This window comes from Marinobacter sp. (assembly GCF_033722735.1).
GTDB lineage: Bacteria > Pseudomonadota > Gammaproteobacteria > Pseudomonadales > Oleiphilaceae > Marinobacter.
This window is the reverse complement of record NZ_JAWVYN010000013.1, coordinates 61,200-80,414: the sequence shown is the minus strand read 5'-3', so window position 1 is coordinate 80,414 and position 19,215 is coordinate 61,200. Positions and strand designations below refer to the sequence as shown.

Here is a 19,215-nt window from a genome sequence, read left to right as displayed (position 1 = left end):
GGTACCACAGTATGCGACAGGTCATCGATAAGGCGATCAGTGCATTGAGCCAGCGTAAGTCCAGAACTGCCCGGTACGACCAGAAGCCGGGCGTGAACAGTGCGTCCCAGGTCAAATCCGCGGAGTGGGACATGTCCCCCGAAGATGCCCTCCGGGTAGGCACCGTCGCCGGTTACAAGTAAGCATCAGGTCATTCCGGCACCAGGCGCTGGGGGGCACCGGCGCCAGTGGCCTGCTGGCTAGGCCCGGGGCGAGACTCCGGGCCGTAATCACGCTAAAGTATCCCGTTTCCAATTCTCCAACGGGATACCGCCTTCCATGTTGAATTCCCACGCAGCGCTTTTGAAAAACCGCGACCTTCTTGTTGGTGGATGCCCGGTGATGATCGGGTTGTCTGATACCACGGTGTTGGGGCAAGTGTCCGGGGAGGCGTGCGTGGTGACGGATCATTACGGTGTCTTCCAGTCCCTGAGCGGTAGCGGGCAGTGGCAACCGTTATTTGGCTATTTCGATCCGGCGAACCCTTACGGACAGGCCGACACGGTGGTGGTGTTCATGCCCAAGGCCAAGGCCGAGCTGGAACTTCGGCTCCGCCTCGCCGGCGCCCTGCTGGCACCGGCTGGGCGGCTGGTCCTGCTGGGGGAGAAGCGTGAGGGCATTGCCAGTGCGGTCAAGCGCCTGAAGGCCATCTCCGGTTCCGTCGCCAAGGTGGACAGTGCCCGCCACTGCCAGGTGTGGCTGGCGGAATCGGTAACCTCGCTGTCCGCCCTGTCGATTGCGGACTGGCTGACCTGGCACACCGTCGAGGAGGCTGGGGTTGCCGTGGACGTTGCCGGGTTACCGGGGATCTTCAGCGACGGCCGGCTGGATAAGGGTACCCGGCTGCTGCTGCAGTCCCTGGCCGGGGAACCGGTTGCCGGGCCGGTGCTTGATTTTGCCTGTGGGGCTGGCGTGATCGGGGCCTGGTTACAGGGCTGGGCGGCGGACCAGGGACAATCCCTGACCGTGGACGGCGTGGATGTGCAGGCCCAGGCCGTCGAGTGTGCCCGGCAAACCTACCTGCGCGCGGGTGCCCACGGACAGATCTCACCGGGCGACGGCTTGGCGGACGTTTCGGGACGGTATGCCGCCATCGTGACCAACCCTCCCTTCCACAGTGGCGTTCGCAACGATACCTCCATGACCGAGCGGTTTCTGGCCCAGGCCGCCCGCCACCTGACGTCCGGCGGCGAGTTGCGCCTGGTGGCCAACCGTTTCCTGCCCTACGAGCGGTTGATCAATCGGCATGTCGGGCCGGCCCGTGTGGTGGCCCAGGACCCGAGATTCACCGTCTACAGCGCCAAACGTCACTGAAATGTCCTGAGTCTGTCACATCGCCGTCATTCCGCTGCGGGACCTTAGGAACAGATCTGAGGAGCCCCCGAACAACTCCTGATCCAGTGTTGACTCTCGGGAGGATCAAGGGGGATTCAGAGGTGCCCTAAGCAAGCGGGAGGCTGCTGATGTACAAATACCGAAGTGTATTCATCTCGGACGTGCACCTGGGCTCGGCAGACTGTCAGGCCGAGTACCTGCTGGATTTTCTGGCCACCGTCGAGTGCGACACCCTGTATCTCGTCGGTGACATCATCGATCTGATCGCCATGCAGCGCCGGGTGCACTTTCCCGAGTCGCACCAGGCCATTGTCCGCAGGATTATGGACATTGCCGCGGGTGGGACCCGGGTCATCTATGTGCCGGGCAACCATGACGAATTCATGCGGCATTTCTGTGGTCAGACCCTGTCGGGCATTGAACTGCGCCAGAAGGCCATCCATACCACCGCCGACGGCCGCCGCTTTGTGGTGTGCCACGGTGACCAGTTCGACCAGGTGGTGCGTTGTAGCCCGTTGATGTTGCTCGTGGGAGACCGGGCGCACGGCCTGCTGCTTCGCCTCAACCGATGGTTTAATGCCTGGCGCCGGTTGCGGAAAAAACCCTACTGGTCACTGGCAGCCTGGGTGAAAACCCGCATAGGTAAGGCCCGGTCCTTTATTCGCCGCTTCGAGATGGCCGCGTTGACCGTTGCCGAACGGGGGCATTATGACGGTTTCATCTGTGGTCACATCCACTCCGCCGGTTTCCTGCGCAGTCATGAGGGGCTGTATTGTAACGACGGCGACTGGGTGGAGCACTGTACCGCGCTGGTGGAGCAGGCCAACGGTTGCTTGGAGATCCTGCATTGGTCGGAGGAGCCGCGGCTGGTTGAGCGGGAACCGGAGATGCCGGCACCGGAATTCGTTCGCGGGCCGCGACCGGTCATTGATGCACTGACGCCGGCGTTTATCGAGCAGGTGAACGCCGAACCGAAATAGACTGAAGCAGCCGGGGGAGGTAAGGGTTCGCCGCCCCTGGCCATTTTAGGGCCGCCCAAAAATAAAAAAGCCCCTGGGGTAAGGGGCAAAAATAGGTATGTGTCCAGAATGGAGCACAACCTGAAATCAATCTTTGCTTGCTTCCTCGGCCTTGCCGCCAAACTGCTGGCTCAGCTCGCGCAGCTGGTCGACGGTCCGGCGGGCCTGGGCTTCGGCGCGGTCGCGAGCCTCAACCAGCTTCGGCTTCACGTCGGCCTCGAAGGTCTTGCCGGCCTTGTCGGAAAAGTAGGCGGTCATCATGTTGGCGTTCCACCACAGCTTCTTGCGCAGGTCGTAGGTGGCTACGTCGAACTGACGGGCCAGCGCGCGCAGGGACGGGTTCTTGCTGCGGATCTGCTCAACCACGTCGCTCAGTGAGGCCGGTTCGCTGACGTCGGCACCCATCTCGGTGAGAACTTTCTTCAATTCCACGGTTGCCCAGTCCAGCTGCGGACGGAGTTGGTCTTCCAGGCGCTTGCGGGTGGTTTGTACGGACTCCAGTCCGCTTTTGATGGAATCTTGGATCATCGGAACTCTCACATTTCTGTCATTGGGACGACCCGGGCCGTTCGTCACGAGCCGGACCATCAGGGTGAACACGCTGACGCTGCGCGCCATTCAAAGCCTGAGGAGGCTCTGATTAACTCTGGATCATCTCTGGCCTTCAGAGCACGCAGAGGCGATTCGGAGCTAATCAGAGGCTCTTTGAAAAGCACTTTAGGGTTATTTTCTAGAATAATCAGCCTAGAATGGCGTCAGGTTACCGATGAGCGATCCATTGCCTGATATGACAGCTGATATTCTCCATTTCGACCAGGCCGAACTGGCCCTGGCCCGGCCGGGTGCCCGGGGGCGAAGCCTGCAAGCCTGGGACGCCGCTGATGAGTTGTTAATTGACGCCGCCAGGAGCCGCCTGTCGCCGGGGCAGCGGGTGGTTGTGGTGGATGACAGCTTCGGTGCCTTGACCCTGGCGCTGGCGGACGTCCAGCCCGGGGTACTGGCGGACAGCGCCACGGTTGCCGGTGCGCTGGCCGGCAATGCGGAGCGGAACAGGCTGCCGGCGCCGACGGTTTGCAGTTGGGCATCGCCGCCGGAGGGCGGGTTTGACGCCCTGATCCTGCGCATCCCGCGTCAACTGGATTACCTGGAGTATGTGCTGCGTTGGGCCAATGGGGCACTGAAGCCCGGCGGCCTGCTGCTTGCCGGGGGCATGATCAAGCACCTGCCGGACCGAAGCGTGGATGTGTTTGCGCGGTTGGTGGACACCGAGCAGGTATTGCCGGCCCGCAAAAAAGCCCGGGTGGTGGTGTGTCGCCCCGGCGAGGCCGGTTTGGCCGGCTGGCCGGGCTTGTGGCAGGGTTACCGGCTTCAGCCCGACGGGGTGCGGCTCGACGCCTTGCCGGCGGTGTTTTCGCGAGACCGCCTGGATGTCGGTGCTGCGGTGCTGTTGCCCTGGGTGCGCCAGTGTGCGCGGGAACTGGCATCCGGCGCCCGGCTACTCGACCTGGCCTGTGGTAATGGCGTCCAGGGGCTGGCGGCTCTGGCCCAGCGCAGTGACCTTGAGGTGACGTTCTCAGACGTTTCCAGTCAGGCCTTGCTCAGTTGCCGGCGCAATGTGGAGGCCCACTCGGGCGCCCAGGTGACGGTAGCCTTTTGCCATAGCGATGGCATTGACCGAAATGCGGGCCCGTTTGACCTGATTGTGTTGAATCCGCCGTTCCACGAGGGCGGGGTGGTAGGGGACCACATTGCCCTAAGGCTGTTTCGCCAGGCCTCGAGGCACTTACGCTCCGGCGGGCGCCTGCTGGTGGTCGGGAACCGGCACCTGGGTTACCACAAATCCCTGCGCCGGGATTTCAGCAAGGTTCGGCAACTCGACGCCACGCCGAAATTCGTGGTGTTCGAGGCACGCCATTAGTGTCCCGTCTGGTTAATTCGTTGACCTACTGCGTATCAGCGGGCAGGGCGGTCGTAGCCAAGCCGGGCCAGCGTATCAACGATGGTCTGGGTCTGGCTGTCGATCTCGATGTTGACCCGGTCGCCGACCCGGGTATCGGAGAAAGTCGTGGCCCTGAGTGTTTCCGGAATCAGGTGGACGTTGAAGCGCTTGTCGGTCACTTCGCCCACCGTCAGGCTGGCGCCATTGATGGCGATGAAGCCTTTAGGAAAAATATAGCGCAGCCATTCTTCGGCCAGTTCAAACTGCAGGGTGCAGTTGTTCTCCGGGCGCTCCACCGCCACACACCGCGCCGTGGTATGGATGTGGCCGGACAGCAGGTGGCCGCCGATCTCATCACCGATACGGGCGGCCCGTTCGAAGTTGACCCGATCCCCGGAACGAAGATCCCCCAGGGTGGTCAGCCGCAGGGTTTCCCGCATGGCGTCAAAGCAGAGGCAGTCGTCCTGCTGACTGGTGACGGTCAGGCAGGTTCCATTTATTGCCACCGAAGCGCCAATCGCCACATTCTGCAGATGTTCCCGGGGAAACCGGATGCTGAACGTGCTGAGTCCTGGGCGGCTGTCAATGTGATCGATGGTCGCGATACCCTGGACAATACCTGTAAACATGCCGTTCCTCTTTCTAAGATGCGCAGTGGCCGAGGCCAAGCATAACGGTCACGGGTACCGCTGCCAAGTGTCCGGGTTCCACGTACTCAAGTTCCTGGATGCCCTGCCGATAGCCAAAGAAGGGAAGCCACACGACTGTGTGAATGGAAGGTCTGGCGGAAACAAACGGACTATCAGGAGAGGTGCGCCGATGGGAATTGTCGGTGTGGTAGGCAGCTATGGCTGATTCCAAAGGTACACAACAGGCTGGGGCGGCAGAAGGGGGGGCCATGTTGCACCCCGGGCGACCGGCGGATCCGAAGGCGGGCGCTGAGCCTGCCCTGGTGCAGCCATCGGCTGGGAACGCGAGCGCTCAGGCCACCGAGGCCGCCGAACAGGCGCCAGCGGACCGGCCAGGGCAACCGGTTGAGGGCGCCCAGAAGGGTGAAACTGAAGGGCCGGCGGACGCAGCGCCAACACCAAGCCGGTTGGCCGGAGAACGGCTGAAGAAGCTCCGGCAGTTGCTGCGACAATGCGACCGGGTGTTGCTGCTGGATTTCAACTTACTGGCGATGCCGGACTGGCCGGATAACTACACGGTGGCAGCGGCACGTCGACGCCGCGATCTCTGGTTGTTCGCCGCAACCCTGGCGGGGCTGGTGTTCCTCAGCGGACTGACCGGACTGGTGCCCGCCTGGATAGCGGGAACCGGGTTTGGTGCCTTCGTGATCATACTGCTCGGCGGTGTGCCCATGATTCGCCGTCTCTATTCGGACCAGCCGTCCTACTGGGAGCTGATACTGCTGCGCCAACGACTGGTGCGCGATGCCCGAAAACACATAGCGCATTTGGAGGGCAGCGCCGGCCTGCTCTGGCAATGTGCGCAAATGGTCGAATTCAATCCTGCGCTGAGGGCGTTAAGATTTCGTCGCCTGATCGAGATGTCGGAACGGCGGCTATTGCCCCGTTACTTGACGCGGCGGGAACATATCCGGCTCTACCTCATCTATATGCTGGAGTCCGAGAAAGCTTACAGTCGCCTGGAAAGGGCGTTTTTTGAGGGCAATCAGCGCGCTATTGATGAAGGTTGGGAGTCGGCGGCCGCGGAGCCAGAGCCGAGAGCTTGACAACCCCAGGGTTCAAACGTATGTTTCAAACAGACGTTTGGTATGGACCTTGGGATTCACATGGCGCAGTCTGATACGGTTGATCGCATCCTCGATGCGGCAGAGGAATTATTTGCGGAACGGGGATTTTCCGAAACCTCCCTGAGGATGATCACCAGTAAGGCTAGCGTCAATCTGGCGGCTGTCAACTACCACTTTGGCTCCAAGAATGCCTTGATTCAGGCCGTATTCGCCCGTTTCCTGACGCCGTTCACTGAAACCCTGGAGAGCGCTTTCGATGATCTGGAAGCCAGCTGCGAGGGTGCGCCCCCAAGCCTGGAGCAGACCCTGTGGGCCCTGACGGAGAGCGCCGTCAGCATGCCCCAGCGTAATGAGAAGGGCATTTCGATCTTCATGCGCCTGCTGGGGCTGGCCTATACCCAGTCCCAGGGTCACCTGAGGGAATTCCTCGAAGAAGAGTACAGTCAGACGTTTGGACGCTTTATGGCCCTTCTGAAGGGAGCCACGCCGCAGTTGTCTGCCGTCGACCGTTACTGGCGAATCCAGTTCATGCTGGGAGCCACGGCCTTCACCATGTCCAGCAGCGATGCCCTGCGGGACATCCTGCAAACCAAGCTGGGCGTTGAAACGTCGGTGCAGGAAATTGCCGCCCGTCTGGTGCCGTTCCTTGCCGCCGGGCTGCAGGCTGAAGCGGCGATTCCGACGCTCATCTCAAAGCCGTCAGTTGCCTGATTCCCCGGCTGTCGGTTACGCTCGAAAGCATTCTCAAACAGGATGACAGAGAGCGACAGTCGTGGCAGCAGCCTCCCCTCCACACATAGAGATCGACATCGGTACCCAGACCCTCACCCTGTTCGAGCCGGAGGGTGGGGAAGCGGTCGTCTATCCCGTTTCAACCGCCCTCAACGGCCCTGGTGAACGGCAGAACTCCGGCTGCACGCCCCGGGGTGAGCATTACGTGAGGGCCCGTATCGGCGACGGCCAGCCAGAGAATTCGGTGTTTGTGGCCCGTCGGCCCACTGGCGAGCTCTATTCGGCCGAATTGGCCCGGAGTTGCCCGGAGCGGGATTGGATCCTGACCCGCATACTCTGGCTATGCGGCCGTGAATGGGGTAAAAACCGCGGCCCCGGGGTCGATAGTTTCCGACGCTTCATATACATTCACGGCACGCCGGATTCCGAGCCCATGGGGGAGCCGCGTTCCCACGGTTGTGTGCGTATGCGTAATTGCGATCTGCTGGCCTTGTTTGAGCGGGTGCCTGCCGGTACCCCGGTGCTGATTCGTTGATGCCGCAGTCTGGGCTCATTGCAACGGTTTCGTGTTGGATTGACCTACTGACCTGAAGGAAGAGGCAAGTGATGGAAGAAGACGTTCCCGGACTGCTCGTCAACTGGGTGGATAGCTGGCAGGGCCTGTCCGAGACCTGGCGAATAACCCTGGCCGTGTTCGCCATGGTGCTGCTGACGGGATTGGTGGCGTTTCTGGTGAGCAAGATCATCCTGCTCCTGGAGCGCAAGTTCTCGGGAACCCGGAATCTCTGGGACGACGCCTTCCTGCACGCGGTTCGCAAGCCCGCCGTGGGCTTTGTCTGGTTACAGGGCGTTTACTGGTCGGCCGAGGCGGCCTATCGCTATTCCCGGGCGGAGATCTTCACCGCCAACGATACGCTGTTGAGTCTGGGCTTTATCTGGTTGCTGGTGTGGACGCTGCTGGGGGTGATCAAGCAGGGCGAAATAATGCTGTCGTCTCCCGCCAAGGTACGCCGGCCGATGGATTACACCACCGTTACCGCCATCAGCAAGCTGCTGCGCGCGGTGGTGATCATTACCGCGGTACTGATTGTGATGCAGTCGCTGGGCTACAGCATCTCCGGGGTACTGGCGTTCGGCGGGGTTGGCGGCATCGCCATCGGTTTCGCCGCCAAGGACCTGCTCGCCAACTTCTTCGGTGGCTTCATCATACACCTGGACCGGCCCTTCAAGGTTGGCGACTGGATCCGTTCACCGGATCGCAACATCGAAGGCACCGTGGAACAGATTGGCTGGCGCCTGACCACCATACGTACCTTCGACAAGCGTCCCCTCTATGTCCCCAACGCCGCGTTCACCACGATTGCCGTGGAGAATCCGTCGCGAATGAGCAATCGGCGCATTTCCGAAACGGTTGGCATCCGCTACGCCGATGTCAGTCAGATGGCGCCGATCGTGGCGGAGATCCGGGCCATGCTGGAGAGCCATGAGGAGATCGACACCAACCAGACGATGATCGTGAATTTCCTCGCCTTCAGTGCGTCGTCACTGGACATCATGATCTACGCCTTTACCAGAACGACCGAATGGGTGAAGTATCACGCCATCAAACAGGATGTGTTGCTGAAGATCAGCCAGATTATTGAGAAACATGGGGCCGAGGTCGCCTTCCCGACACGCACCCTGCACCTGGCGGACACCGTTCGACTGGCCGCCGGCGGGCAGGACGAAGCGTTGGCGGCAGCGCCCCCTCAGGCCGGAGGAGGCCAAGCGTCATGACGACACTGCAAACAACAAACCGGTGTCCCGTTGGCATCATCGGAGGGACCGGGCTGACCAAACTCAACGGCCTTGCCATTGATGGCGAGCGGGAAGTGGAGACTCCCTGGGGCGATCCTTCGGCACCGTTGGTGTTTGGTCAACTGGATGGCCAGGAGGTGGTGTTCCTGGCGCGACACGGCGATCCTCACCGGATACCGCCGCACCAGGTCAATTACCGGGCCAATCTGTGGGCCCTGCGAGAAGCCGGCGTGGAAACCGTGGTGGGGGTCAATGCGGTCGGTGGTATTCACCCGGAGATGGGGCCGGCCCAAGTGGTGGTCCCTGATCAATTGATTGACTATACCTGGGGGCGCGCCTGCACCTACTTCGAGGGGGAGTTGGAGGCGACCACCCACATTGACTTCACCGATCCCTACACTCCGGCGGCACGGGAAATCCTGATCCGGAAGGCCGGGGAAGCCGGTGTCGCCTGTTCCGATTTCGGCGTTTATGCCGCCACTCAGGGGCCTCGCCTGGAAACCGCGGCAGAGATCCGCAGGCTGGAGCGGGATGGGTGTGACCTGGTCGGCATGACGGGCATGCCCGAGGCGGTGTTGGCCATGGAGCTGAAGATGAATTATGTCTGCTTGGCGTTGGTGGTGAACTGGGCGGCAGGCAAGACCGATCACATCATTACCATGGAAGAGATTGAGCAGGCCATCGACAAGGGGATGTCCGGGGTCAAGCGTATCCTGGCCGATTCGGTGACCGACCTTGGCGCGCTCGGCGCCAGGGTCTGAGGGGGCTCGGGGAGTCTCGGATTAACCCTCAATCTTGCGGAAGAACACCAGCACGCCGATGGTGGGGGAGTCCAGGAAGTGGATTTCCTCACTGCGCATCCGCCGGGTTTCGCGAATCCAGGTCAGCAGTTCCGCCGCCGGCTGGCGTGCCGCCTCCCCGCTGATTTCCCCGCCCCGGGCCATGGCCGCCACCGACCCGTCCGTCGGGGTTTCGCCGGCGTTGTCCGCTGCCGAGGTGGTGTTTGGCTGCCTGGCAGGCTGCCAGTGGTTCAGGGCGACATTCACGTGCAGGAAACGCTGCCGGTCGATGGTGATGGTGCCTTCGATTTCCCGGTGACCGGCTTCCGCAAGCCAATCCCCGAGCGCAACCTGCATGGTTTCACCCTCATAGTTGGGCGGGAACGACTGATACCAGCCAGCGGTCATCAGTACCCGGAAGCGGCCGCTGTTCACCAGCCGGTTGGCGGCGGTACCCAGGCGCATCTCGTTGGGCGAGACCAGGTTCAAGGTGCTCAGGCTGTTACCGGCGGAATCCCGGACCAGCAGTTTGGCGGGCAGGTCTTCGGTGACGCTGGGGTGTCGTCCCGCCATCCGTTCGGTGACCTGTTCCGGACTTACGAGCCGTTCCAGCAGGACGATTTCCGCCCGATAGGCATTGCTGGCCTGTGTCGACGAACTGGACTGCGCAAGCGCCTGTGGCGCCAGCAACAGGACGGCTAACACTGCCAGTAGTGGTCGGACAGGTGGGTTGGCAATCAATCGCACTGGAGATCTCCACAATCAGGGGGTTGTGCCTGGCGTTTTATCAAGCAAGGGCGCTAGGCGGGTTTCGGTGCCAACTGGTTCAGCATGTCTGAAACGCCAGTGAGTTTACCATCGGTGGTGGCGTCCTTCAGCCGGAATGCGAAGCAATTGGCCCCTTCAAGGCGGAATCGCTCGGGCGATTGCTGCACCTTCTGCACCAGCGTCAGCGGATCCACCGGCGTGCTGGCGCCAAATTCCAGTCGGGCCCAGTCCTTGCCGGCGTCGATCTTGGTGATGCCCAGGGCTTCGGCCTTCAGTCGGAGTTCCGACTGGCGCATCAGGTTCTTGGCCGGATCGGGCAGTAATCCGAAACGGTCAATCATCTCAACCTGCAGTTCTTTCAACGCCTCGTTGGAATCCACACTGGCGATGCGCTTGTACAGCATCAGCCGGTTGTGCACATCCGGCAGGTAGTCATCCGGAATCAGCGCCGGAATCCGCAAGTTCATCTCGGTACCATGACTCAGTGGGAGTTCGGCATTGGGAGTCCGGCCCTCCCTGATGGCCTTGACCGCCTCGTCGAGCAGTTGCATGTAGAGGGTGAAGCCGATGCTCTCGATCTGGCCGCTCTGTTCCTCGCCCAGCAGTTCGCCAGCACCGCGGATCTCCAGGTCGTGGGTGGCCAGCATGAAGCCGGCGCCCAGGTCCTGGGCTTCGGCAATGGCCTCCAGGCGCTTGCGGGCGTCGCTGGTGATCGCCTTCGGGGGCGGCGTGAGCAGGTACGCATAGGCCTGGTGGTGGGAGCGACCCACCCGGCCCCGCAACTGGTGCAGCTGGGCCAGGCCGAACTTGTCTGCCCGCTCGATGATGATGGTGTTGGCGCTGGGTATGTCGATGCCGGTCTCGATGATGGTGGTGCACACCAGCACATTGAACCGTTTGTGGTAGAAGTCGGACATGATCTGCTCCAACTCCCGCTCCCGCATCTGGCCGTGGGCGATGCCAACCCGGGCCTCCGGGATCAGCTGGCGCAGGTCTTCCGCCACTTTCTGAATGGTGTTCACTTCATTGTGCAGGAAGTACACCTGGCCGCCCCGCAGGATTTCCCGCAGGATGGCCTCCTTCACCATGGCGTCATCCCGCTGGCGCACAAAGGTCTTCACCGACAGCCGACGGGCCGGCGGCGTGGCGATGATGGACAGATCCCGCAGGTGACCCATGGCCATGTTCAGGGTTCGCGGGATGGGGGTTGCCGTGAGGTTGAGCATGTCCACCTCGGCCCGCAGGGATTTGAGCTTTTCCTTTTGCTGGACGCCGAAACGGTGTTCCTCGTCGATGATCGCCAGCCCCAGGTTCTTGAAGCGGATGTCACCCTGCAGCAGTTTGTGGGTGCCAATGACAATGTCCACCTTGCCGCTTTCTATGTCGCCAATGGTTTTGGTGGTCTGGGCGCCGCTGCGGAACCGGCTGAGCAGTGCCACGTTCACCGGGGTGTCGGAAAAGCGGTCCCTGAACGACTCGTAATGTTGCTGCGCCAGCAGGGTCGTGGGGACCAGCACCGCCACCTGCTTGCCGGAGTGGGTGGCGATGAAGGCGGCCCGCATGGCCACTTCGGTCTTGCCGAAGCCCACATCGCCGCATACCAGCCGGTCCATCGGGCGTTCGTTGGTCATGTCCTCAATGACCGCCTCAATGGCGGCCTGTTGGTCGGGAGTCTCCTCGAAGGGGAAGCCGGCGGCGAAGCTGCGGTAGGCCTCGGCCGGGTGTTCAAAGATGTAGCCCTGGCGGGCCTCCCGACGGGCGTAGACGTCCAGCAGTTCGGCCGCGGTATCGCGGATCTTCTCCAGGGCCTTCTGCTTGGCCTGGCTCCAGCGTTCGGTGCCGAGCTTGTGCAGCGGCGCGTGTTCGGTGTCGGCGCCGCTGTAGCGGGAGATCAGGTGCAGACTCGATACGGGTACATAGAGCTTGGAGCCACCGGCATACTCGAGCATCAGGAACTCGGTTGCGTCACCGTCGACGTGAATGGTCTCGAGGCCCTGGTAGCGGCCGACACCGTGGTCGATATGGACCACAGGGGCGCCGATGCGCAGCTCGGAGAGGTCGCGATAGCCGGCATCGTCCACTTCGGTGGGTTTTTCTCGGCGGCGGCGCTGCAAGACCCGTTCGCCGAACAGGGCGGCTTCGGTGATCAGCGCCAGATGGTGACTGGGCAGCACCAGGCCGTCTTCGATCGGTGCGACAGTGATCGCCAGCGAGCTGGCGTCGTCCAGGAACCCCTGCCAGTCGGCCAGGGTCCTGGGCTTGAGGCCGTAGTCGACCAGGCTCTCGATCAGGGCCTCGCGCCGACCGGACGATTCGGCGCAGATCAGCGCCCTGCCGTCGAACTCGTTCAGGAACTGCTTGAGGCGGGCAGCGGGGTCAGCGCTACGGCCGTCCATGGCGATGTTGGGTAGGGGCTCGCCACCGCAGGCGATGGCGCGGGCTTCGTCAGGCAGTGTTTCGGCCCTCGGGGTCACGCGGGGATAGGCCTTGAGGGAGGCAAACAGTTCCTCGGTGCGCAGGAACAGGGCCTGGGGCGGCAATATGGGGCGCAGCCGGTCGTGGCGCCGGTCTTCGTAGCGCGCCAGGGTGTCGTCCTGGAACTGATCGATGGCTTCCTTCAGGTGGTCGGCGGTAAATACCTGGGTGTCCGCGGGCAGGTAGTCGAACAGGGTGGCGGTTTCATCGAAGAACAGCGGCAGGTAGTACTCAATGCCGGGTGGAGTGATGCCCTGGGTTATGTCCTGATAGATGGGGGCGTCCTTGTCGCTGTGGGGAAACTGCTCGAACCAGCGGTTGCGGAAGCCCGAGCGGGCCTCCTTGTGCCAGGGAAACTCGTTGGCTGGCAGCAGTTCAACGCGGTCAATGCGATCGATGGAACGCTGGGTTTCGGGATCGAAGGTGCGCAGGGTTTCAATCTCGTTATCGAACAGGTCGATGCGGTAGGGCAGGGTGGCGCCCATCGGGTAGATGTCGAGAATGGCTCCGCGGACCGCGTAGTCGCCGTGTTCGTAGACATTTTCAGTATGGCGGTAGCCTGCGGCCTCGAGGGACTGGCGCCAGCTGTGGATATCCAGGGTCTGGCCCAGTTCCAGCAGCAGCGTGTTGCCCTGCAGGTAATTGACCGGCGCCAGGCGGTGCATCAGGGTCCGCGCCGGCACCACCAGGATGCCGTGCCGGGTGGCGGGCAGACGGTGCAGGGTCCGAATTCGCCGGGAGGTGATGTCCTGGTGGGGCGAAAACTGATCATAGGGCAGGGTTTCCCAGTCCGGCAGCGCCAGCAACTCAAGGCCGTCCGGCCCCGGGGCGGGCTGTTCCTCAAAGCCCAGGCCGAGGAAAAAGCGGATGCCCTGTTCCAGTTCCAGGGCCTCGTCGGTGGTGCGGGTGATCACCAGGGTCAGGCCCCGGTGTGCCCGGGCGCTCTCGCAGATGGCGAGTGCGGAACGGCTACCGGACAAGCCTGTCCAGTAGCGATGGTCCGCCGGTTTGTCCGGGAACTCGGGGGCCAGCAAGCGGCCGCTGGTCGGTTGGGGGTATGCGCCTTGAGTCATGGCTAACGGGGTGCTCCTGCCAGGCCTGTTTTCTAGATCCGAAAAGGGGAGCTATTCTACCGGTCGCCGGTAATGCTGTCATGGTAGCGCCGGCGCGGTAACGAGGTCATGGGGGTGGCTGGAGAGCGGCACTGGCCTAAAAGCCTGCGGCACGTTAAACGCGCGGTCATTTGCGCTGGGCGCGAAACCGTTGGATAATATGCGCCCATTTTCCAATCAGCCCCTGATCCAGGCCCGTCGCCCAGCATGGCGGCCGGGGATGTTGTCGGGAGCTGCCAAGTGCTAACTGCAGAGGTCTAAGCGTGAGTCACGAACAGATTAACCAGCACCTGTCGAACTGGACGGAAAGGGAATCCACCGCTGAGGCGATGATCCCGTTGATCGGTCGCCTGTACCGCAAGAACAACGTGGTGACCTCCGTCTACGGTCGCGCCATCATCAATCAGTCTGTGATTGGTATTATTCGTGCCCACCGTTTTGTCCGCCAGGTCGAGGAATACGAGCTGTCCGTGCACGACACTCTGCCCATTCTCGAGGCCATGGACAAGCTGGAGCTTGGCCAGGCGCATATCGACATCGGCAAGCTGGCGGTCAAGTACAAGTCCGAGGGCGGTTCCGAGTCGGTCGAAGAGTTTCTGAAGCGTGAGATTGCGCCGGTTGTTGGCCAGTATGGTGCCGAGTCCCAGGAGAATGCTGAAAACGGCACCAAGGACGTGGTCCTGTACGGCTTCGGTCGGATTGGTCGTTTGCTGGCTCGCATCCTGATCGAGAAGGCCGGCGGCGGTAACAACCTGCGCCTGCGCGCCATCGTGGTCCGTCAGGGCGGTGCCGACAACGACCTGGAAAAGCGTGCCAGCCTGCTGCGTCGTGATTCCGTGCACGGTCCGTTCAACGGCACCATCACCGTGGACGAAGAGAACTCTGCGATTATCGCCAATGGCAACTTCATCAAGGTGATCTACTCCGATGGTCCGGACAAGGTGGACTACACCCAATACGGCATCGACAATGCGGTGGTCATCGACAACACTGGCAAGTGGCGCGATGAGGAAGGTCTGGGCCTGCACCTGAAGTCCAAGGGTGTCAGCCGCGTTATCCTGACCGCGCCGGGCAAGGGCGACATCAAGAACATTGTCTATGGCATCAACAACGACTGGATCACTGACGACGACAAGATCCTGTCTGCGGCGTCCTGTACCACCAACGCCATCACGCCGGTGCTGAAGGCGATCCACGATGAATTCGGCATCGAGGACGGCCACGTCGAAACCGTGCATTCCTACACCAACGACCAGAACCTGATCGACAACTACCACAAGGGCAGCCGTCGTGGTCGCTCTGCGCCGCTGAACATGGTTATCACCGAGACGGGGGCGGCCAAGGCGGTGGCCAAGGCTCTGCCGGAACTGAAGGGCAAGCTGAGCGGCAATGCCATCCGGGTTCCGACCCCGAACGTGTCCATGGCGATCCTCAACCTCAACCTGCAGAAGGACGTTACCGTCGAGAGCGCCAACGATTACCTGCGGGAAATGGCGCTGCACTCCGAGCTGCAGAAGCAGATCGACTTCGTCAACTCTCCGGAAGTGGTATCCACCGATTTCGTGGGATCCCGTCACGCCGGGGTGGTCGACGCGCAAGCCACCATTGCCAATGGCAAGCGTCTGATCCTGTACGTCTGGTACGACAATGAGTTTGGCTACAGCGCCCAGGTGATCCGTGTGGTCAACCAGATGGCGGGTGTCACCTACCCGGTGTTTCCCAAGCGCGCTCGCTGAACCGACAGTGAGGCCTGATCTGACAGGCTGAACCGTCCAAGCAAAAGCCCCCGGGGATTTTGATCGTCGGGGGCTTTTTTATATGGCGGCAAGTGCTTAAGCAGGTTACGTTTTAGGTACAAAGTCGGAGCGGTTGCGGTGGAAATGCGGTCGCTGAGTCTCTATAATTGGCGCGATTTTGGGTACGTCTGACACAGAAATCACTTCATTTCTTTCCTGCTGGCGACGAGGTCTGGCATCAACATGCCACCGGTCCGTCCGCTGCTTCGGTTCAACCGGTCTGGCGCAAGCCACGGGGGAAGCCTGAGCCGCAGGGGTCAGGCGTGGCAAATCCATCGAAAAGTTTCTGATGATTGGACGAGGCTAATGATCAAGATCAAGAAAGGCCTGGATCTTCCCATCAGTGGCGCTCCCGAACAGACCATTACCGATGGCAAGCCCGTTCGCCACGTGGCTTTGATCGGCTTTGACTATAACGGCATGAAGCCGACGATGGCTGTCAAAGAGGGAGACCGCGTCAAGCGCGGGTCGCTGCTGTTTACGGACAAGAAGACCGAGGGCGTGCGTTATACGTCACCCGCTGCTGGTGTGGTGAAAGAAGTTAACCGGGGAGAGCGCCGCGTATTCCAGTCGATTGTCATCGAGATCGATGGTGATGAGGCTGAAACCTTCGCGCGTTATTCCGAGGCCGACATTGCCGGCCTGGAGCGTCAACAGGTTGTCGACAACCTGGTGGAATCCGGTCTGTGGACTGCGTTCCGGACCCGCCCCTACAGCAAAGTACCCGAGATCGACTCTACCCCCAATTCCATCTTCGTGTCGGTGATGGACACCAACCCGCTGGCCGCCGATCCCACCGTGATCATTGGTGAGAACAGTGCCGCCTTCGAGAAAGGCCTGAGCCTGCTGGCCAAGCTCACCAATGGCAAGGTCTTCGTTACTGGCAAGCCCGGCTCCGACGTGTCCGTTCCCAGGTCCGACAAGGTCGAAGTGCAGCAGTTTGATGGTGTGCATCCGGCCGGCAATGTTGGTACCCACATCCACTACCTGGATCCGGTCAGCGCTCACAAGACCGTCTGGACCATCGGCTATCAGGACGTCATCGACATCGCCAAGCTGTTCGAAACCGGCGAGCTGCCGGTGGAGCGTGTGGTGGCCATCGGCGGGCCCAAAGCGCTCAAGCCGCGCCTGGTGCGTACCCGTATCGGCGCTAGCCTGACCGAACTGACCGAGGGTGAGGTGGCGACGGATTGCGATGAGGTTCGTCTGATCTCCGGTTCCGTCTGGGGCGGCCGTCGTGGCTCGGGTCCCTGTGCCTACCTGGGCCGCTTTGCCAACCAGGTGTCGGTACTGGAAGAGGGCACCAAGCGGGAGTTCATGGGCTGGCTGTCGCCGGGTACCAACAAGTTCTCCACGCTCAACATCTACCTGTCCAGGCTGTTCGGTGGCAAGAAGTTCGACTTCACCACCACCACCAATGGCAGTGAGCGGGCGATGGTGCCGGTCGGCAATTATGAAGAGGTGATGCCGCTGGACATCCTGCCTACCCAGCTGTTGCGCTCGATCATTGTCGGCGATACCGAGTCCGCCCAGAAGCTCGGCGTGCTGGAACTGGACGAAGAAGATCTGGCTCTGTGTACCTTTGTGTGCCCGGGTAAATACGAATACGGTCCGATTCTCCGCGAGAACCTGACCCGAATCGAGATCGAGGGCTAATACGATATGAGTATCCGTACGTTTCTCGATGGCATCGAGCATCACTTTGAAAAGGGCGGCAAGTACGAGCGCTGGTACGCGCTTTACGAAGCTGTCGACACCATCTTCTATACACCTGGCTATGTAACTTCCACCACGGCTCACGTTCGCGATGGTGTTGACCTGAAGCGGATCATGATCACCGTGTGGCTGTGTACCTTCCCGGCCATGTTCTTTGGCATGTGGAACATTGGGTTCCAGGCCAACAGCTTTCTCGCAACCAACCCGGATGCCCTGATGGGCGACGGCGGCCTGCGCACCGCCTTTATCCAGGCGCTGGCGGGTAACGATCCCGGCAACATCTGGGACAACTTCGTCTACGGCATGGCCTACTTCGTGCCCATCTACTTCGTCACCTTCGCGGTGGGTGCTTTCTGGGAGGTGCTGTTCGCCACCGTGCGCCGTCACGAAGTCAACGAAGGGTTCTTCGTGACCTCCGTCCTCTTTGCCCTGATCTGTCCGCCGGATCTGCCCTTGTGGCAGGTGGCCCTGGGCATCACCTTCGGTGTGGTGATCGGCAAGGAAGTGTTCGGCGGTACCGGCAAGAACTTCCTCAACCCGGCCCTGACCGGCCGTGCCTTCCTGTATTTCGCCTATCCGGCGCAGATTTCCGGCGATACCGTCTGGACCGCGGTGGACGGGTTCAGCGGTGCCACGGCCCTGAGCTGGGCCGCCAGTGGCGGTCTCGAGGCGCTGGAGCAGAACATTGGCTGGATGAACGCCTTCATTGGAACCATTCAGGGCTCGGTGGGCGAGACCTCCACCCTGGCCATCCTGATCGGCGGTTTGATTCTGCTGGTGATGAAAATCGCCTCCTACCGCATCGTCGGTGGGGTGATGATCGGCATGATCGCCATGACCCTGCTGTTGAACGTGATCGGTTCCGACACCAACCCGATGTTCGATGTGCCGGCCCACTGGCACCTGGTAATTGGTGGTTTCGCCTTCGGCATGATGTTCATGGCCACGGATCCGGTCTCTGCCGCGATGACCAACACCGGTCGCTGGGTATTCGGCATCCTGGTAGGTGTGATGACCGTGCTGATTCGCGTCATCAACCCGGCGTTCCCGGAAGGCATTATGCTGGCGATCCTGTTCGCCAATCTGTTCGCACCGCTGATGGACCACTACGTGGTTCAGGCCAACATCAAACGGAGGCTTGCCCGTGTCTAAAGCCAAGGAAACCGTCTCCAGAACCCTGATTGTTGCTCTGGCGCTGTGTATCGTCTGCTCCGTGGTGGTCTCCACCGCCGCGGTTATGCTCAAACCGGCCCAGGTGACGAACCAGAACCTGGACATCAAGTCCAACATCCTGGCTGCGGCTGGTATGCTGGAGCAGGGTGCCAGCCCCGATGAGATCGAAGAGCTGTTCCAGCGCTTCGACGTACGTCTGCTCGACCTGGACACCGGTGAGTATGTCGATCCCGAGACCGTTGGAGTCGAAGACGCCATGAAGTACGACATGTACAAGGCGGCCTCCGATCCGGCCATGTCCGAAGCCCTGCCGTCCTCCGAAGACCCGGCGGGCATCAAGCGTCGTCCGAACATCGCCAAGATCTTCACCCTGAGTGAAGACGGCGAGCTTAAGCGGGTGGTGCTGCCGGTGCACGGCTACGGTCTGTGGTCGACCCTCTACGGCTTCGTGTCCCTCGAGGGGGACGCCAACACCATCGAAGGCCTGGGATTCTATGCCCATGCGGAGACCCCGGGCCTCGGTGGCGAGGTGGATAACCCCCGCTGGAAGCAGCAGTGGGTTGGCAAATCCGTATACGACGCCAGCGACATGACCCAGCCGCAGATTCGTCTCGTCAAGGGTGGTGTTGATCCCAACGATCAAAACAAGGAACACAAGGTTGATGCCCTGTCCGGTGCTACACTGACCAGCCGCGGTGTTGAGCAGCTGCTCAACTACTGGATGGGCGACAACGGCTATGCCACGTTCCTGCAAAAACTGCGTCAAGGGGAGGTCTGAT

General features: G+C 61.5%; 17 protein-coding genes. 13 read left to right on the top strand and 4 right to left on the bottom strand.

Features of this window, described 5'->3' with window-relative positions; all coding sequences use genetic code 11:
• The first annotated feature begins 11 nt into the window (after positions 1-11).
• From R3175_RS11310 to R3175_RS11300, 3 genes are all read left to right on the top strand, one after another.
• The gene (locus tag R3175_RS11310; protein ID WP_318944381.1) at positions 12-182 is read left to right on the top strand and encodes a hypothetical protein; all 171 of its coding nucleotides are present in this window, start codon (positions 12-14) and stop codon (positions 180-182) included.
• Between the two features lie 199 nt (positions 183-381).
• On the top strand, positions 382-1,353 hold the full coding sequence (locus tag R3175_RS11305; protein WP_318944380.1) for a class I SAM-dependent methyltransferase: 972 nt from the start codon (positions 382-384) through the stop codon (positions 1,351-1,353).
• A gap of 149 nt (positions 1,354-1,502) precedes the next feature.
• The gene (locus tag R3175_RS11300) at positions 1,503-2,354 is read left to right on the top strand and encodes a UDP-2,3-diacylglucosamine diphosphatase (RefSeq protein WP_318944379.1); all 852 of its coding nucleotides are present in this window, start codon (positions 1,503-1,505) and stop codon (positions 2,352-2,354) included.
• Between the two features lie 126 nt (positions 2,355-2,480).
• Here the strand turns inward: R3175_RS11300 and R3175_RS11295 are convergent, their stop codons facing one another.
• Complete coding sequence (locus R3175_RS11295) at positions 2,481-2,921, bottom strand: hypothetical protein (protein ID WP_318944378.1); 441 nt, start codon at positions 2,919-2,921, stop codon at positions 2,481-2,483.
• A gap of 259 nt (positions 2,922-3,180) precedes the next feature.
• Here R3175_RS11295 and R3175_RS11290 point away from each other — a divergent pair, with 259 nt between their 5' ends.
• Entirely contained in the window at positions 3,181-4,311 is a 1,131-nt protein-coding gene (locus R3175_RS11290) for a class I SAM-dependent methyltransferase (protein ID WP_318944418.1), read from the top strand.
• Between the two features lie 35 nt (positions 4,312-4,346).
• Here the strand turns inward: R3175_RS11290 and R3175_RS11285 are convergent, their stop codons facing one another.
• Positions 4,347-4,961: a riboflavin synthase subunit alpha gene (locus R3175_RS11285; RefSeq protein ID WP_318944377.1), complete on the bottom strand. Its 615-nt coding sequence runs from the start codon at positions 4,959-4,961 to the stop codon at positions 4,347-4,349.
• A gap of 218 nt (positions 4,962-5,179) precedes the next feature.
• On the opposite strand from R3175_RS11285, the gene R3175_RS11280 reads away from it, so the two are divergent.
• From R3175_RS11280 to R3175_RS11260, 5 genes are all read left to right on the top strand, one after another.
• Positions 5,180-6,067: a hypothetical protein gene (locus tag R3175_RS11280; protein WP_318944376.1), complete on the top strand. Its 888-nt coding sequence runs from the start codon at positions 5,180-5,182 to the stop codon at positions 6,065-6,067.
• A 60-nt stretch (positions 6,068-6,127) separates the two neighbouring features.
• On the top strand, positions 6,128-6,799 hold the full coding sequence (locus R3175_RS11275) for a TetR/AcrR family transcriptional regulator (protein ID WP_318944375.1): 672 nt from the start codon (positions 6,128-6,130) through the stop codon (positions 6,797-6,799).
• Positions 6,800-6,890: 91 nt separating this feature from the next.
• Positions 6,891-7,355 carry a L,D-transpeptidase gene (locus tag R3175_RS11270; RefSeq protein ID WP_318944417.1) on the top strand — a complete coding sequence of 155 codons (465 nt, stop codon included), beginning with the start codon at positions 6,891-6,893 and terminating at the stop codon, positions 7,353-7,355.
• A 71-nt stretch (positions 7,356-7,426) separates the two neighbouring features.
• Positions 7,427-8,596 carry a mechanosensitive ion channel family protein gene (locus tag R3175_RS11265; protein WP_318944374.1) on the top strand — a complete coding sequence of 390 codons (1,170 nt, stop codon included), beginning with the start codon at positions 7,427-7,429 and terminating at the stop codon, positions 8,594-8,596.
• Positions 8,593-9,378, top strand: a complete 786-nt coding sequence (locus R3175_RS11260; RefSeq protein WP_318944373.1) for an S-methyl-5'-thioinosine phosphorylase — start codon at positions 8,593-8,595, stop codon at positions 9,376-9,378. The genes R3175_RS11265 and R3175_RS11260 overlap by 4 nt, the downstream gene beginning before the upstream one ends.
• Before the next feature lie 21 nt (positions 9,379-9,399).
• Here R3175_RS11260 and R3175_RS11255 read toward each other — a convergent pair whose 3' ends face one another.
• Both R3175_RS11255 and mfd read right to left on the bottom strand, forming a co-directional pair.
• Positions 9,400-10,143: a CsiV family protein gene (locus R3175_RS11255; RefSeq protein WP_318944372.1), complete on the bottom strand. Its 744-nt coding sequence runs from the start codon at positions 10,141-10,143 to the stop codon at positions 9,400-9,402.
• A gap of 53 nt (positions 10,144-10,196) precedes the next feature.
• Positions 10,197-13,712 (bottom strand): transcription-repair coupling factor, encoded by a 3,516-nt coding sequence (gene mfd / locus R3175_RS11250; RefSeq protein WP_318944371.1) that lies wholly within the window; start codon positions 13,710-13,712, stop codon positions 10,197-10,199.
• A 368-nt stretch (positions 13,713-14,080) separates the two neighbouring features.
• Here mfd and R3175_RS11245 point away from each other — a divergent pair, with 368 nt between their 5' ends.
• The 4 genes from R3175_RS11245 (at position 14,081) to R3175_RS11230 (ending at position 19,214) form a co-directional block, all read left to right on the top strand.
• Positions 14,081-15,487 carry a glyceraldehyde-3-phosphate dehydrogenase gene (locus R3175_RS11245; RefSeq protein WP_413231765.1) on the top strand — a complete coding sequence of 469 codons (1,407 nt, stop codon included), beginning with the start codon at positions 14,081-14,083 and terminating at the stop codon, positions 15,485-15,487.
• 366 nt (positions 15,488-15,853) lie between these two features.
• Entirely contained in the window at positions 15,854-17,203 is a 1,350-nt protein-coding gene (locus R3175_RS11240; RefSeq protein WP_318944369.1) for a Na(+)-translocating NADH-quinone reductase subunit A, read from the top strand.
• A gap of 6 nt (positions 17,204-17,209) precedes the next feature.
• The gene (locus R3175_RS11235) at positions 17,210-18,415 is read left to right on the top strand and encodes an NADH:ubiquinone reductase (Na(+)-transporting) subunit B (RefSeq protein WP_318944368.1); all 1,206 of its coding nucleotides are present in this window, start codon (positions 17,210-17,212) and stop codon (positions 18,413-18,415) included.
• On the top strand, positions 18,408-19,214 hold the full coding sequence (locus R3175_RS11230) for a Na(+)-translocating NADH-quinone reductase subunit C (protein WP_318944367.1): 807 nt from the start codon (positions 18,408-18,410) through the stop codon (positions 19,212-19,214). Before R3175_RS11235 ends, R3175_RS11230 begins: the two co-directional genes overlap by 8 nt.
• The last annotated feature ends 1 nt before the right edge of the window (position 19,215 follow it).

What these genes read in the sequence shown, in the direction of transcription:
- R3175_RS11245 (WP_413231765.1), top strand. Translation starts at nt 14,081, where the DNA reads ATGATCCCGTTGATCGGTCGCCTGTACCGCAAGAACAACGTGGTGACC.
- mfd (WP_318944371.1), bottom strand. Translation starts at nt 13,712, where the DNA reads ATGACTCAAGGCGCATACCCCCAACCGACCAGCGGCCGCTTGCTGGCC.
- R3175_RS11240 (WP_318944369.1), top strand. Translation starts at nt 15,854, where the DNA reads ATGATCAAGATCAAGAAAGGCCTGGATCTTCCCATCAGTGGCGCTCCC.
- R3175_RS11265 (WP_318944374.1), top strand. Translation starts at nt 7,427, where the DNA reads ATGGAAGAAGACGTTCCCGGACTGCTCGTCAACTGGGTGGATAGCTGG.
- R3175_RS11235 (WP_318944368.1), top strand. Translation starts at nt 17,210, where the DNA reads ATGAGTATCCGTACGTTTCTCGATGGCATCGAGCATCACTTTGAAAAG.
- R3175_RS11275 (WP_318944375.1), top strand. Translation starts at nt 6,128, where the DNA reads ATGGCGCAGTCTGATACGGTTGATCGCATCCTCGATGCGGCAGAGGAA.
- R3175_RS11260 (WP_318944373.1), top strand. Translation starts at nt 8,593, where the DNA reads ATGACGACACTGCAAACAACAAACCGGTGTCCCGTTGGCATCATCGGA.
- R3175_RS11305 (WP_318944380.1), top strand. Translation starts at nt 382, where the DNA reads ATGATCGGGTTGTCTGATACCACGGTGTTGGGGCAAGTGTCCGGGGAG.
- R3175_RS11300 (WP_318944379.1), top strand. Translation starts at nt 1,503, where the DNA reads ATGTACAAATACCGAAGTGTATTCATCTCGGACGTGCACCTGGGCTCG.
- R3175_RS11295 (WP_318944378.1), bottom strand. Translation starts at nt 2,921, where the DNA reads ATGATCCAAGATTCCATCAAAAGCGGACTGGAGTCCGTACAAACCACC.
- R3175_RS11310 (WP_318944381.1), top strand. Translation starts at nt 12, where the DNA reads ATGCGACAGGTCATCGATAAGGCGATCAGTGCATTGAGCCAGCGTAAG.
- R3175_RS11290 (WP_318944418.1), top strand. Translation starts at nt 3,181, where the DNA reads ATGACAGCTGATATTCTCCATTTCGACCAGGCCGAACTGGCCCTGGCC.
- R3175_RS11285 (WP_318944377.1), bottom strand. Translation starts at nt 4,961, where the DNA reads ATGTTTACAGGTATTGTCCAGGGTATCGCGACCATCGATCACATTGAC.
- R3175_RS11280 (WP_318944376.1), top strand. Translation starts at nt 5,180, where the DNA reads ATGGCTGATTCCAAAGGTACACAACAGGCTGGGGCGGCAGAAGGGGGG.